This window comes from Cyclobacterium sediminis (assembly GCF_054781075.1).
This window is the reverse complement of sequence record NZ_BAAGVC010000044.1, coordinates 269,504-285,600: the sequence shown is the minus strand read 5'-3', so window position 1 is coordinate 285,600 and position 16,097 is coordinate 269,504. Positions and strand designations below refer to the sequence as shown.

General features: G+C 38.0%; 9 protein-coding genes and 1 CRISPR repeat array (1 of these 10 cut by a window edge). Of the genes, 1 reads left to right on the top strand and 8 read right to left on the bottom strand.

Annotated elements, in window-relative coordinates:
- Window positions 1-1,465: a CRISPR direct-repeat array (repeat unit 46 nt; unit sequence GTTGTGAATTGCTTTCAAATTGGTATCTTCATAGGATAATCACAGC) (it extends 266 nt beyond the left edge of the window).
- Between the two features lie 109 nt (window positions 1,466-1,574).
- The 4 genes from cas2 to cas9 form a co-directional block, all read right to left on the bottom strand.
- Complete coding sequence (gene cas2 / locus ACYVHJ_RS23155; RefSeq protein ID WP_460519907.1) at window positions 1,575-1,922, bottom strand: CRISPR-associated endonuclease Cas2; 348 nt, start codon at window positions 1,920-1,922, stop codon at window positions 1,575-1,577.
- Window positions 1,915-2,811, bottom strand: coding sequence for a CRISPR-associated endonuclease Cas1 (cas1, locus tag ACYVHJ_RS23150; RefSeq protein WP_460519904.1), 897 nt, complete (start codon window positions 2,809-2,811; stop codon window positions 1,915-1,917). The genes cas2 and cas1 overlap by 8 nt, the downstream gene beginning before the upstream one ends.
- A 62-nt stretch (window positions 2,812-2,873) precedes the next feature.
- Complete coding sequence (locus ACYVHJ_RS23145; protein ID WP_460519900.1) at window positions 2,874-3,473, bottom strand: transposase; 600 nt, start codon at window positions 3,471-3,473, stop codon at window positions 2,874-2,876.
- Between the two features lie 2 nt (window positions 3,474-3,475).
- Window positions 3,476-8,077 carry a type II CRISPR RNA-guided endonuclease Cas9 gene (gene cas9, locus ACYVHJ_RS23140; RefSeq protein ID WP_460519897.1) on the bottom strand — a complete coding sequence of 1,534 codons (4,602 nt, stop codon included), beginning with the start codon at window positions 8,075-8,077 and terminating at the stop codon, window positions 3,476-3,478.
- Window positions 8,078-8,501: 424 nt separating this feature from the next.
- On the opposite strand from cas9, the gene ACYVHJ_RS23135 reads away from it, so the two are divergent.
- Window positions 8,502-9,752, top strand: a complete 1,251-nt coding sequence (locus ACYVHJ_RS23135) for an endo-1,4-beta-xylanase (protein ID WP_460519894.1) — start codon at window positions 8,502-8,504, stop codon at window positions 9,750-9,752.
- A 9-nt stretch (window positions 9,753-9,761) separates the two neighbouring features.
- Here the strand turns inward: ACYVHJ_RS23135 and ACYVHJ_RS23130 are convergent, their stop codons facing one another.
- The 4 genes from ACYVHJ_RS23130 to ACYVHJ_RS23115 form a co-directional block, all read right to left on the bottom strand.
- On the bottom strand, window positions 9,762-11,291 hold the full coding sequence (locus ACYVHJ_RS23130; protein WP_460519891.1) for a sulfatase family protein: 1,530 nt from the start codon (window positions 11,289-11,291) through the stop codon (window positions 9,762-9,764).
- Window positions 11,292-11,303: 12 nt separating this feature from the next.
- Window positions 11,304-12,776 (bottom strand): sulfatase, encoded by a 1,473-nt coding sequence (locus ACYVHJ_RS23125; protein ID WP_460519888.1) that lies wholly within the window; start codon window positions 12,774-12,776, stop codon window positions 11,304-11,306.
- Between the two features lie 8 nt (window positions 12,777-12,784).
- The gene (locus ACYVHJ_RS23120; protein ID WP_460519885.1) at window positions 12,785-14,218 is read right to left on the bottom strand and encodes an alkaline phosphatase family protein; all 1,434 of its coding nucleotides are present in this window, start codon (window positions 14,216-14,218) and stop codon (window positions 12,785-12,787) included.
- A gap of 280 nt (window positions 14,219-14,498) precedes the next feature.
- The gene (locus ACYVHJ_RS23115; RefSeq protein ID WP_460519882.1) at window positions 14,499-16,082 is read right to left on the bottom strand and encodes a RagB/SusD family nutrient uptake outer membrane protein; all 1,584 of its coding nucleotides are present in this window, start codon (window positions 16,080-16,082) and stop codon (window positions 14,499-14,501) included.
- Window positions 16,083-16,097 lie beyond the last annotated feature (15 nt).

Here is a 16,097-nt window from a genome sequence, read left to right as displayed (position 1 = left end):
TCTTCATAGGATAATCACAGCGAAATTGGTCTGGTATTTATTATACAAATCGTTGTGAATTGCTTTCAAATTGGTATCTTCATAGGATAATCACAGCAGGCATATGGCACAGAAAACCACCATCGCAGTTGTGAATTGCTTTCAAATTGGTATCTTCATAGGATAATCACAGCAATCTGATTTGAATAAATTGTTTCACACACGTTGTGAATTGCTTTCAAATTGGTATCTTCATAGGATAATCACAGCAGGGAAACCGCTTGTTTTAAGAATTGATAGTTGTGAATTGCTTTCAAATTGGTATCTTCATAGGATAATCACAGCGTCTTTTCGGTCATGTTAGGTAAAAGTACGGTTGTGAATTGCTTTCAAATTGGTATCTTCATAGGATAATCACAGCGGTTGTCAGAATATTATGGTATGGTATGTCGTTGTGAATTGCTTTCAAATTGGTATCTTCATAGGATAATCACAGCTTCTTGGTGCATGTTGTTTATTTTAACGTAGTTGTGAATTGCTTTCAAATTGGTATCTTCATAGGATAATCACAGCTTATGAGGCGTATAATGAGTATTATTTGTTTGTTGTGAATTGCTTTCAAATTGGTATCTTCATAGGATAATCACAGCATTTTGGATATTTGGTACATGAAACCTACTGTTGTGAATTGCTTTCAAATTGGTATCTTCATAGGATAATCACAGCTATTGTTTTATGGAATGATTTTAAGTATTGTTGTGAATTGCTTTCAAATTGGTATCTTCATAGGATAATCACAGCCATTGCAGTGGGCATGCATTACAAGTGGTGGTTGTGAATTGCTTTCAAATTGGTATCTTCATAGGATAATCACAGCAAATCCAAATCGGGATTATCCTTTATTATCGTTGTGAATTGCTTTCAAATTGGTATCTTCATAGGATAATCACAGCCGCGTACCAAATCGCTTGGTCTTGTGTGGTGTTGTGAATTGCTTTCAAATTGGTATCTTCATAGGATAATCACAGCATGCTTTAAAGTCGGGAGGTGTCTCTTTGGGTTGTGAATTGCTTTCAAATTGGTATCTTCATAGGATAATCACAGCAATAGAGAGCTTCTCAATGGCTGGATTTGTGTTGTGAATTGCTTTCAAATTGGTATCTTCATAGGATAATCACAGCCCGGTAATTACTTTTGTTGAACTCATTTGTGTTGTGAATTGCTTTCAAATTGGTATCTTCATAGGATAATCACAGCCAAGTTTAATTAAAATATAACATAAAACCTGGTTGTGAATTGCTTTCAAATTGGTATCTTCATAGGATAATCACAGCTTAGCTGATGTACTGAGCAGGTCAAAGGACGTTGTGAATTGCTTTCAAATTGGTATCTTCATAGGATAATCACAGCACCGTATTATTTAATGTTTCTATTTTGTTTGTTGTGAATTGCTTTCAAATTGGTATCTTCATAGGATAATCACAGCATACCCCACGATAAGTGGCTGGTATGCTGTTTTTTATATCAGTTTTTTGAAATTAAAAAATTAAAGGAATTTAGCAGGTAAAACGTAATACCAAGCAGAATTTCTACTTTTAGAATAACTCCAATTGTTGAGGTGGAGCCTCCTTTTCCTGTGGCTTGGCTCCATAAAACAATTCCATCATACCAAACTGTTTGTCCGTAATGCACATAATCCCTACTTTTCCTCTGGGTGGAAGATTTTTTTTCGTTCGCTTGGTATGCACCTCTGCATTCTCCCGGCTGGCACAAAAGCGCATATAAATGGAAAATTGAAACATGGAAAACCCATCGTCCAAAAGTTGCTTCCTGAATTTGGTGGCCAGCTTTCTGTCCTTGCGGGTCTCAGTGGGCAGATCAAAAAAAACTAAGACCCACAAACTACGGTATTGATTAAGACGTGAGAAATAATTTTCATCCATATTCCGGGTAAATGATTTTTCGACCAATTCCGGCAAAGCAATCAAACAAGGAGGATGTAGTCCGAGAAGCAGCCACCATCAAAGGGCTTTTTTGTCCATCAATCTTTACATCCAAGGCCGGAATACTAAGCAATTCTTTTTTTAATTCAGTAGTCAATTCATCATAGGCATCATACGTTTCAACTATATGCGCCACCACCAAATCCACATAAGGCCGGTAAGGTTCCATGATATCATCTGCCAAACAATAAGCATTGTATTTGTTTCTGTGCCAAATGCCCACCCCTGGTAGCATTCCTGAAGAAACCAAAGCCCTGGCAATAACTGCTCTAAGAATGGCATAGCCATAATTCAGTAAGTTATTGGGGGGTACACCAAATTGTCCACGGTTAAATTCAGGTAATTCAAATAAGTACTGCCAGTAAATCGCTGCTGCCTGTGCCTCATGGTTACCGGTATCACCTGAGGTTACATTTTTATACAAGTACTCCATTCGTTTGGATTCCTTTCCTTTCTCCTTCAGTAAATCATATTGATTTTTTATCTTAGCCGTAACTGTCTGCTGCCAAAGGTTTTTCTTTAAGGGTTGGGATGCGCTTAACTGGTACCGGACGCGTTCTGTTTGTTCGGAATGTCCCTGCATAGGCAATAATAATCCTTCCGGGAGGTGCTGGGCATTGCAAGAAACAACTGCTACTTTCCGGGCTGTTAATTTGGCCAATAGGCCATTGGTAATGGTGGTTTGCTGGTTTTCCAAGACAATCATTCCAATATCTTCTATGGCCACCATCCTGTCCTCCTTTTCAGCCTCAGGAAAGCTGATTTTCAGTTGTTCATTTTTGGTACTGAGGTAAGCCGGGTTACCAAAGAATAAGGTACGCTTGATCATCTATTCTTTTATTTTGTTCAAAAAAATCACTGACAACCTTTAAACATGTTTTGTTATAAGTCTCATTCTAAATTCTTATTTATCAACCATTCCTTTTTCATCTCCATAAGGTTCAAAATGTGGTCCCAGCTCTCAAAGAAATTCAGATAGTATGACCTGTCAAGGTTAGATGCCATATCCGGATGTTCATAGGTCTTCCAACTGGACCATTTCCAATTCTTAGGATCTTTTACAAAGCCATGTTTTAATGGATTGAGGTGAATATAGAGGAATGTTTCCTGCCACTGTCCTTCAGTTTGAATTGGTGTTCTTTTAAAATGTTCTACAAAAAGACTTCCTCTTCTATCAAATCGTTTGTTAAAAGCCTTGGTATACGAATTAAAAAAATCACTATAGGCTTTGGTAGCAGGATTTCTGGAGGCATGGCCAAGTTTGTTTTGTCCTTTCAGACCTGCCAGGTTTTTAAAACCTGGCAGGTCTTCACGTACGGCAACCAAAAAATGGAAATGATTAGGCATCAAGCAGTAGGCATAGGTATTTACTACCTCCCCAAGATATCTGGCATATTGCCTAAGAAAAAACCGATAGTTTTCCTCCTCCCGAAAAAGATTTTCAGATCCATTGGCATGGTTGTAGATATGATACGTTTGTCCCGGCTCCATTGTTATGCCTTTGTAATATTCCCCAGACGATCCACTCGAAGTTTAATGCAGCGTTCTTTAATTGGACTATCACTTAAACTAGCCGTTTTGGAATCAAAAGAACCAGAAGCTTTTTTCTTTTTATAATTGTACCGCATATCAACCTCTTTGGGATAAATTGATTTTGCCAATCTATTTGGAGTAAAATAGCAAGTAACCCCAGAGAAATCATTTACATTATAAATCCTTTCTAATTGATCCTTGTCCAAATTTTTAAAATCTAGTAAATTAAGGCTATCCATCTCTTCATTTGTGGGTACATATACTAAATCTAAAGGAGATAACATTTGTTCTAAATTTACTTCTACTTGGTTCCCTTTCTTGTCTATGATAATTTTTTTAATTACAAACTTTGTTCTTTCATTTTTAGGAAGAGTAGAAACATCCTTTTGATGAAAAATAACTTCATTTAATGGAATAGTTTCAAACAATTTCCCATTCAAACTATTATAAATAGCGAAAAATAAATTCGGTGAACCCTGTGCATATTTTTTAGAAGAAATATAATTTATACCTAGGGGAAATCTACCATTCCCTTGTTCATAAAGCCTTACCTTGTAAATAGGTTTATGAGCTTTTTCATTATTATAGGTAGAAATATTTTTGTTTAAATCTTCCAATCCTTCTGCACTGAAAGCTTCTTCGACTTTAAAATTTATATTTCCATTTTTTTCTGTTTCTTTAAATTTTTCTTGAGACAAGTAATTTATTAATATTTTTTGTATCCCTTTATCTGTTATTTTTCTAATTTTACTTGAAGTGAAAGTTTTATCTAATTTTTTTCTAGTAGCTGTAATAAACTTACCTTTTTCAAATTTAACCCATGGCAAATTCACGATGCCTGATATAGTTTCTTCATGCAGAGATCTTCTTATCGCCCAATTATCTCCTTTGGTTTGTACACGCAATTTCTTTTTTGGCTTACCATCTTTACCAAAGTTGAGCTTGCCATTTTCATCTGTATATGACCAAAATTTATTTGTTGCTTTATTAATGACACGTAGGTTTTGTTTGAAGCTGATTACTGTTTTTTCAAGTTGACTTTTAGCTTGTATACTAAAGCCCTCCCATGGCAATTGAAAATGCTTCGTATATTTACCTTGATTATTTTTAATCAGAAGCTTGTCTCTTAAACTATGGTTTTCTTTTTCTGCATTTAATGCACTTAAATAATTGGTATGGCTTCGAGTTGTACATGCCACTACCAGTGCATCTAAAGCATGATGTCGATGATCTATACGTTTTTTATTAAAACCCTTACTTATTTCATCAGGCACTTGAATCCTAAAGGCATTAATGCTTTGGTCCCAAAATCCAAAATTATTGCTTAGGCTAAGTTTATTTAGACGCTCAAAACGTGGCGCAATGATTTCGTTCCACTTGTCATTTAATCCCCAGTCCTGCTTTAATTTAGAAGTAACTGCACCAGTTACAGGAATCAGGTTTTTAGAAGTAGCCTCTTGTTCACCTTCTTCACGTACAATATTGCTTAACAAGCTTTTTATAAATTTACTGATGTAACGGCTATCATTGAGTTGCCTATTGATGAATCCTTCCGGTATATCTTCACTAAGTAGGTTTTTAAGCTTGGTTTTGTTTTTTTTGAAAAATTTATTTACGTGGGATTCGTATTCTTCGAGACCAAAGATTCTGTGTCCATTAATAATGCTACCACCTTTATTTTTTATAAATGCATAAGCGGTTTGGTTGCCTTTCTCAGTATTCACATCAGTTTCACAAATCACTTTGTTACCCAAAGAGTTATCAAAAAATCGAGATTGTGGGATAATGTGTTCTATTTCATATACATTTGTAAATAATGCACTTAATTGGATAGGACTTCCTGTATATGGTGAAATATAACCTTGGTCCATCCATAGCCTGTAACGTTGAATATCTTTCTTGGTAGGAGCGTTGCTTTTTCTTATTTTTAAAATTTCGTCTTGGCTCACTTTTGAATAATCCGCCTCCGGGTTTAGGAAAATACCTTCTTCAAATATTTTTAATATTTCTTGTTGACTTGGAGAAAAGGAACGAACATCACCTTCAATATTTGGGTCTGTCATCAATTCGTTCAGGATTTCCTTTATTCGATAGTTAGTATTCTCATTTTCAGTATTTTGACCCGATATCTTCTTCCGCTTATCAGCCGGGTTTTTCATTTCTCTTCCCAACTCTAAATGAATCTCATCAAAGTAGGGTTTGTAACTTTTTATATTTCGCTTCCTAGTAGGGTCATAAACCTCAGTAAAGTCAAAATTGAATTTTTCACCATAGAATTCCCAAATATCTCTAACTACCCGAAGTGTTTCAGTAACTACTTGTTCTACAATAGGGTTACGAAGAGAATGTTGTTTAAATTCACGAAGGTATTTGGTTATTTCAAATGAATGGTTCCAATGTAATATATCTCCAACTTCAGAATACTTACCATAAACAAGGTAGGTAGCTTGATAGGTATTCAAACCTTTCAATGGGTTTTTATTTTTAAGTGGAATAAAGCTTTTTACCATTTGTCGTGGTATATCATCATCACTCACCAGAGCCAGTGCTTCGGACAGATCTTTTGAAGTATAATTTTCTTTAAGATTTAAATGGTCAACCCGTTCCATAATGGCCGCTGCCCGATTTTTCACCTCAGTCGAGATGGCATTCTCTTTCCAATAATTACCTATCCGCATTACAGGGAGTAATTTGTTAATGGCTTTTTTAGAATAGCTGGAGTAATCACTTTTAAATGGTTGAAATTTAAGAAATTTCTCTACAAAAGAAACTTCGTCCAAATGATGTTTTATGGCGTATTTTTTTAGTGCCTTTTCGTATTCTTTCAGATCAGAAACAGAATAGATAATGTGCCACAACTGCTCCAGTCTACTAACTGAAGGACTGGTTTGCTTTTTGCCCAGCTTGGTTTTTTCGTCTAGAAAATCCTCGGGGTTCTTTATTCCTCCAACTTTGGCAATTCTTGTAATAAGCTGTGCCCTAGTCTCTGCAAAAGGGTATTTTTTATCTTCTGGATAGTTCCAGCGAAATTGATCTTTCTCCCTCTTGTCAATCAACCTGAGTTTTACAAAATGGTCTATGAATTGCTTTTGATCCAGTTCCTTCTTGGTATTTAGAAAGTCAAAAAGCCTAACCCAAGCATCCTCATCCGGTAATAATTGATAGGTTACATCTTTTAATCCACCTTTTTCTACAACTTCCTTGTTGTATATTTTCAAATTCTTAAGCCATTGCCAAATTCTAAATTCCTGAAACAATGGATGCGATTTTGACATGGTCTTTACAGGAACTTTTTTATTTTCAAATTTGCCTGTCTCATTATTTTCAATTTTACGATATCGTTCCTCAAACGGACAAGCTGCAATAGTTCCTTTTTGACTCTTGAGGGGTCTTTGGTAAAAAATTATGTCCTCAATAAACAGGTACAAAAAGTCTTTGTCTTTGATATTGTATTGGTGTGCTTCGTTTCTTGGATATAATTCTTTAATGCAAGCTTGATACAATTCATTAGAGAAGAATTGTTTATTATATTCGATTTGTTTGGACAGAATCTGTCTAAGTTCATCCTTGTATAACTTTCTTTCAATTGTTTTGATTAATTTACCTCTTATTTTTTGAGTTGGATTTATTAGTAAAGTATTGTAAATGTATTCACCTACAGTTTTACCGGATTTGTTAATATTCTGCTCAGTTTTAGATTTTATAGCAATCCAATCTTCCTGTGAGTCAACAGTCTTAAAAGTTCTCTTAACATCACCATTTTTCAATGTTTTAGTAGTTACAATAAATTCCTTTGTTCGACCTACCCAATTTTCAATTTTTAATATTTGTTTATCGAATTGCCAGCCGTTTTCAAATATAACATTGTACAAAGGTTTGCCCTTCATTTGCTCACCAGAATCAACCACCTGATCAACTTTTAACTCAACAAATTCTTTATCATCATCTTTATCAGCTTCCTCTCCTCTCATTTGATAATACCCACGCTTCTGATTGAAATTGAGAATTAACCATGCCAGTTCATGTTTACTAATTGGTTTTGAAAGTGCTTTCTTCCGAAGATAGTAAAGTGTCCAATCGTAAGGGATTTTGGTTTCAATACCATTGTTTTTTAGGTAAAACAAATCAGGTTGTGCCGTTTTAAACTCAGCCACCATTTCTTGAAAAGCTTCAGTAAAAATAAATTGGTAATTTCCCTGTTCAGTTTCTCGATAATTCAGCTTCACCTCTTTACCAGGTTTAAATTGTCCTAGTTTTTTATCGAAATCAATACTTTCTCTGTAATGGCTTGGTAAAAAGCCTAAAATATTTAAAACTCTATGTAACCGTTCCCTGCGCAAATTGTCTCGTTGATAGAGCCTTCTCTTACTGCGGTAACCTGTTCTTTCAGCTGTATGTGAATGCGATAGCCCTGCATCGAACTTCCCTAAAACGCCTGCATTCATCGGGATAATTCGAACCCCTAAGCCGTCTATTTTCCCTTCTTTCTTTTCAAAGTTATGGCTAATCAAACTCCATCCAATCGAGTTTGTCCCTAAATCCAACCCCAAAATTTTTTTCATAATTATAAAAATTTAACTTTTAAAAGCTATATTGCATTACCAATTTGAAGCAATTCACAATAAGGATTATTCCGTTGTGAAAACATTTATAAGGGCCTCAGTAGATGTTTTCTGCTGGGGTCGTTATTTTTTACACCCCTTGTATATACTATATTTATAAAGATTAAAAATTTAGTATTAAATTTCAAACATTATATTAGTTATTAAAATAAATTCTGGTTATTCACTCCCCTAACTGCATTAAATTCTATTTTTTAAAGAAATAAAACAGTAGCTATTGTCCAATATACATTTACCTCCATTATATGTCTCTCCTGCAATTACTGAATACTAATCCTTCTAGGCGTTTCAAAATCCCATTTTTATATCAGTGAATAAATAATATATTTACTACTCATTTCCCAAAAGACAAACCTATCTCTCCATGCTTAAAATTCATTCTCTCCTCCCTATTTTGGTTATATTGTTTTCTATAGCTATACCATGCTTCTCCCAAACAAACCCTATAGACCAAGCTATTGCTAAGCATAGAAAAGGCAAGCTGATTGTCAATGCCAAGCCGGGAACCAAGGTCTCCATCAAGCAACTTTCCCATGAATTTTGGTTTGGGGCAGCCATTGCCAATGGACTGGGATCAGGGAAAATGTCCCAAGAGGATCTCAACCAATACAAATCCCATTTTCTTAAAAACTTTAACAGTGCCGTTACAGAAAATGCGCTCAAGTGGGCCAATATGGAAAGGGAAAAAGGCCAAGTCAATCATTTAACCGTAGAAGGAATCCTAAATTGGACAGAAGAAAATGATATTCCCCTGCGGGGGCATAACTTATTCTGGGGCATAGAAAAATTTGTGCAGCCTTGGATAATGGAGTTGAGTGATGCCGAACTGGAGGCCACCATAAAAAATCGAGCCATTAGCATTGCCCGAAAGTACAAAGGCCGCTTTGTAGAATACGATCTGAACAATGAAATGATCCATGGAAATTATTATGAAGATCGGTTGGGGCCGGACATTACCGCCAAAATGGCCAAATGGGTGCTTGAAGGAGATCCTGAGGCTCAACTTTACCTCAACGATTATGATATCTTAACAGGAAATAGGTTGGCGGACTATTTGGCGCAAATTAGGAATCTACTGGCTCAAAACGTTCCGATTGCCGGAATTGGCGTGCAAGGTCACTTGCATGGCAGCACCTTTGACAGAAAGGAACTGAAACGTAGCCTTGACTCCCTGGCCCAATTTGGTCTACCCATTCGAATCACCGAATTCAATATGCCGGGTCAACGATCCAAATTCCATAAAGACACGCAATTGGTAATGAGCCCGGAGGAGGAACAGCAAAACGCTATCGAATTGGTGGATTATTATAGCATCTGCTTTGCCCATCCGGCAGTGGAAGGTATCCTAATGTGGGGTTTTTGGGAAGGAGTCAATTGGATTCCTGCCTCCTCACTATATACCCGAGACTGGCAACCAAAGCCTGCAGCACATGCTTATCAAAAACTTGTTTTTGACACTTGGTGGACGGAGAAAACCGGTACTACTACTACTGAAGGCCAATATTCAGCCGATGCATTTTATGGGAAGTACCAAATAACCGTTGGTGGGCAAACGAGAATAATTTCGCATAAAAAAGAAAATGGAGCAACCACCATTGATTGCTCCACTCCTTGATTCATTTATTTATTGATAATCCTTTCCGATCAAACTCTCTAAGACGGATCGTTGCCAATCATGTAAGGTATTTTCCATGTTTTCGGCTATTTCCGGGTGATCAGATAATATATTATTTTCCTCTGCCGGATCTGCATTGATATCAAACAATTCTTTTTCGGCTTCCTCTCCGGTGCCTCCATGGATCACCAATTTGTATTGATTACCCAATAAAGTTCTGGGGCCTGAAAAATCCTCCTCTTGGATATCCGTTTGTTTATAATTTTTAAAGTTTCTGGTAGGTATCCCATTCATCAATTTCACCAAAGGGGAGGTGCCTTTTTGTAATTCCGGGTCTATATAATCGGCCAAACCTTCACCATTATTTCTTGGTCTTCCATTCCAGAAAGCGATAGGCTCAGGTCTTGTATCCATTTTGCCTTCTAGCATGGGCAATAGACTGATTCCATCTATAGGTCGGTCAGGAAGTGCTTGACCGGTGAGATCACAGAGGGTAGGAAATACATCACTGGAAACACCATGAACCTCGGTAATAAAAGGATTCTTTATTTTTTCAGGCCATTCCAAAACAGAAGGAACCCGTACACCTCCTTCATATACCCTTCCTTTTTGACCTCTGAAAGGAACAGTTGCATTACCCTCCTGAGGCGTTCCATTGTCACCAAAGTACCATAGCAGGGTATTTTCTCGAATTCCCTCCCCATCAAGATAGGTTCTTAATTGCCCTATAGACCTATCCATGGCCGTAATTTCAGCAAATCGCTCTCGCAATACCTCTCGTTGTAAACGTTTCACCGGCTTTCCTGTCTCATTGGAGGTCAACCTTACCATTCGATTTCCGAAATCTTCAGGCAAACTATCATACAAGGCCAGGTCCTCCGGTTTTGCGCTATAAGGCTCATGAGGTGAACCATACCAGATCACGATAAAAAAGGGCTGATTTTTTTCTTTGGAACGTTCAATAAAATCGATTGCCTCTGCAATCAAAATTTCAGAACTCTCGCCTTTGAAAACCAGAGGGTCTGCCCCATTCCTTGATAAATGTGGATTCATTTCAAAGAAATTGTCGTGTGAAAGGTATTCATCAAACCCAAACTGCTTTGGATTAGTAGGTGAAGCCTCTTTGACAGGGCCCAGGTGCCATTTCCCCAAATGAGAAGTAACATATCCTGTATTTTTCATGAGCTCTGCTATACTAATTTCTTCCGGTCGTATAGAATAACCGGGTGTAAAAGTGCCATATCTATTGGGATGCCTCCCGGTAATGATACTACCCCTGGTAGGAGAGCAAACCGGAGATGCCGAATAAAATCGATCCATTCGTACACCGGATTTAGCCATTTCATCCAATACAGGTGTATGGAGAAATGGATGCCCATTGTATCCTGTTTCATCCCAGCCATGGTCATCGCCAAGAAGTAGCACTACATTGGGGAGGCTTTCTTGAGTTTCAGCCTTTTCACTGCACGAGGCCAACAACCACAAAGTGGAAATCAATAGAAATGAAAGCTTCATGCCACTAGTTATCAGGTTATTCATTGGGTATATTATTTATTGTATAACCGGTTTATTCGGCAAATCATTATTTCTAATTGCTGCTAATTTCTTATTGACCTCTTCCTTTAGCTGAGCAACAATCTCTTGATAGGCCGGGTAGCTTGCCAGATTATTAAATTGTTTGGGATCATGTTCCATGTCAAATAATTCAATCCCATCACTTCCATCTTCATTGTAAAGGGTTAAGGCCCATTTGTCATTCCTCAGTAAGAAAGCATGCTTTCCTCTCCACCTATTGACAGAAAAGGCCATGTCTCTGGTTTTAAAATCAGGGTCGTCCAGGGTTGGAACAAAACTTATACCTTGAATCTTATCCTCCACTTTTACTCCAGCCAATTCAGCGATGGTTGGATACAGGTCAATCAATTCCACAAAACTATTGGAAACCTGTGCTTTTTGGCCCGGGATTTTTACGATCAAAGGCACCCTTACCGATTCCTCTTTTAAACTTACTTTCATCCAAAAATCATGTTCTCCTAAATGAAAACCATGGTCAGAAGTAAAGACTACTATGGTATTGTCTTCAAGGCCTTCTTCTTTTAAAGTGTTAAGAATTTTACCTACCTGAGCATCCATATAACTTACAGAAGCATAATAAGCAGCAATGGCTTTCTTTTGTTGCTCCTCGGTCATTTTAGCATTTTTTGTGGTGACGTAATTTATCCCTCGGGCAGGAATATCATCCCAATCACCATCTACTTTGGGAGGAAGGATTACCTGTTTGTATGGGAACCTTTCAAAGTAAGGTTTGGGGGCAACAAAGGGCACATGGGGCCTCACCAGACCTACGGCTAAAAAGAAAGGTTCGTCTTTGTGGGAACGAATCAATTCGGAAGCTTTTTCGGCTGTTTTACCATCCGAATGCACCAAGTCATCACCATCTGCTTTCACAATAGTCATCACATTCCCTCCTTTTCTTGGCAATAGGCCATATGGATTATTTTGCACCAATTCCGCTTCACCATCTGCAGTCCACTCTGGGCCCTGACTATTGTACCTTTCATTCCATGAAGCTTCATCGTCTGTGCCATTAGACCCTTTCTCAATATCTATGGGAACGCCCATATGATAAATCTTGCTTACCCTGGCCGTAAACCAACCATTCTCTTTGAACAATTGTGGCCACATTTTTTTATCCGGACCAATATTCTCTCTTCCACTCACATATCCGAAAGTCCCTGTAGCATGAGGATAATATCCTGACATCATAGATGCCCTTGAAGGACCACATACGGGATACTGACAATAAGCCCTGGTAAACCTGGTTCCTTCTTCCGCCAGCTGATCTATATTTGGCGTATACCCGGCAGCATTTTCGTAGGAAGAAACTGCTGTAGTAGTGAGGTCATCTGAAATTATAAAAAGAATATTCGGCTTCTTTGACTTTTGAGCCATCGTTTCCACTGATAGCGATAAACACAAAAGGTAGGTCGCAAATAATGCTATTCGTCTTAGCTGGGTATTCATGAATTTTATTAATTATTATTGGAGGTATAAGGTGTCAGTCGTTCTCGTTCCAAATCACTCTTAATCTCCGCTTCCGTTAATTTAAATGGTTCTTCTAATTTTTTCACCAAATCAGGCCTTTTCTCAGCCAAGTCATTGGTTTCTCCGATATCTTCCTGAAGGTTAAAAAGCTTCCAGGGCTCTTCATTACTTTCTCTAAAGATCTTATAATCTCCCCATATCAATGCTTCCTGCCCTTTGTATTTAAAAAACATGGAGGCGTGTGGTGAATGGCTGGTCTCCCCATTCAATACAGGCAATGGGTTTCTCCCATCATAATACCTGTCTTGTGGCAGCTCAGCCTGTGCCAAACTGGCTGCCGCCTGCATCAAGTCCAATGACCAAAGCCGGGTATTTATGGTAGAATTGGCCTTGACTTTACCCGGCCATCTCACCAATGCAGGTACCCGAATCCCTCCTTCCCAAAGGGTTACTCCGGCACCATTCAAAGGCGCGTTGGACTGAATATCCAGATAAGGGTAAAATGCGCCATTGTCGGAATAGAAGAAGACAAAGGTATTGTCTGCAATTCCCAATTCGTCTAGGGAATCCATAACTCTACCTACCGCCATATCTATGGCGGTCACGATGGCATTGAACCTTTTTTTAGGGTCCTTTTCATTTGGTTTTAATCCATAAGGCTTGAAAGCGTAATCCGGTGCTTTCCAAATATTCTCTTCTCCCGGCTCAATGTTTCTATTACCCGGATGATGTGGTGCATCAAAAGGCAAATAAACCATCCACGGCTTTTTATCAGTGGTTTTCTCGGTAATAAAATCTATGGCTGCATTGGCAAACAAGTCCGTACTGTACTCACCATGCCTATTGATGGAAGTTGTATTGTGATAAAGATCATGTCTGCCGGCATATACATGGGAAAAGTGGTCTACATTTCCGGAAGCAATTCCCAAAAATTCATCAAAACCTCTTTCTGTTGGTCTTGAACCCGGGGCAAAGCCTATGTTCCATTTCCCAAATGCACCCGTTTGGTAACCATAAGGGCTGTTTTTCAATACCTTTGGAATAATAATTTCAGTTTGTGGAAGACCAATGCCATAATTTCCTGCCAGTCCCCCTAGTTGGTAGTCCAACTTGTTTCTCTGCGGAATCCTTCCGGTAAGTAAACTGGCCCTGGAGGCAGTACAGGTAGGAGAACCCGTATAGAAATTGGTAAGAACAGCACCTTGTTTGGCCAATTTATTCAAATTTGGCGTTAATATGGGAGAATCTTTATTAAGGAATTTAAAATCTCCATAGCCAACATTGTCTACAGTAATGATAAGAATATTGGGAGGAGCACTTGAATTGGAATTTTGTCTTCCGAAAGAAGAAATACTGCTTAAAGAACAAACTCCTATTAGAATAAGAGCGATACTTTTAAGTTTAATATAAGGTCTTTGCATGTGAGGTGGTTGTAAGCAATCAATAGATGGAATTAAAAGATAAAATCAAATTTATCTCTTTGATAAGGGATATTAATCAAAATTTCTGAAGCCTACAAGGTTAATCTATTTAAGGTATTTATTTCAAGCCATGAAAGGAATTATAGCTTACCAATGGCAGCACTTATTTTTAAATGAGTCTTTGACTTTTCTCTCAATCAATGCTCACAGAAGTTACTTGCCTTACACCCTATTAATCAAAAAAAGTAAGCACTCCCGGATTTTCCGGGAGTGCTTACCATTACCAACCTGTGTTTTGGGTCAGTGCTGTATTCAATTCTCTTTCCCTGTTAGGGATAGGCCACAGGTAATCCCTTTCAGGATCAAAAGACCTATCAAAACCATCAAGGGATATTTGAACCAAATTGCCATCGCCATCTACGTATTGCATCCCAAGTGGAACACCGGGCATTACGTCTTCAGCAATTTTCCACCTTCGAATATCAAATAAGCGGAAGCCTTCAAAAGCTAACTCAATCTGTCGCTCATTTCTAACAATTTCCCGCATACTTTCTTGAGTAGCTGATTGTTCAGGAGTAACTAAAGGAAGCATAACGCTCTCTCTTTGTCTCACCTCATTAATGGCAGCATACACCGTTTCATCCAGCTCGCCCATTTCTATCTTGGCTTCAGCATAAGTCAATAATACTTCAGCATAACGAATTAACATGATATTTAAACCTGAGTTTGAAGGATTGCTATAATCTGCAGCATCCACATACTTTCTTACATTATAGCCCGAAGCAGTAGAATAAACAGTAATTTGAACTGCATCTGAACCATCTGTGCCGGGAATAGTTCCATAAGTTCCACCATCAGGCAAAGGAGTAATTCCTGTTAGAAAGACCGACTGAGCCAACCTTGGATCTCTGTTTTCATGAGGATTGTATGGATCATAGCCACTTTCCGGATCATCTATAGGCAATCCATTGGCCATTGGATAAGCATCTATGATGGCTTTGGTGGGTACATACAAACTCCCACTACTTCCAGAGGTTTGGCTCCAAGGTGCTACGCTCGAATAAATATTATGTGCGTTTACATCCACTGCAAATTCTCTCGCGAGAATGACCTCAGAATTGTTTTCACCTTCATATTGAAACAGGTTAAAATAGTCAGGGTATAAACTAAAGACCCCACTATCCATGACTTCTTTGGCGGCTTCTGCAGCCTCACTGTACTTTCCAGCATAAAGCATTGCTCTGGCTTTAAGTGCCAAAGCTGCTCCTTTTCCTATTCTACCATTGTTTTCATATGGCAACCATTCTGCTGCTTGGGTAAGTTCATCTTCTATAAAGTCCCAAATCTCAGCAATAGGAGTCCTGGTAATCGTACGCCCTTCTTCTATGTCTATGCCTGACGTAATCAAAGGTACATCTCCATACAACATAATCAGTTTTAGGTAAATATATGACCTAAGGGTCATTACCTCACCCTTAAACCTATTGATGGCTTCTTGGTCATCCTCTTCTACAAGGTCTACATTGTCCATGAAATCATTGGCTCTACGTATACCTTGGTAAGCATTTTGCCATTCGGCATAGAATTTACCTGAAGCGATGGTACCAAATCCACGTTGTATATCCGTATTTGAATTGAAAGGATGATTGGTCATCAATTGATCTGTTATTCCATCATAATAGAAAATATTAGTTCCATCTAGAGCGGGATAAACAGCATTTGATGCGTATTCTAAATCTTCGAGTGTTTTCCAAAAGATCTCTTTTGAAATCCTGTCGTTTGGAATTGTTTCCAATAGATCTTCCTGACATGCCACCAGTGAAACAATGGTGAAGCATAGCAATATATATTTAAATTTCTTCATGTTATCAGCTATTCA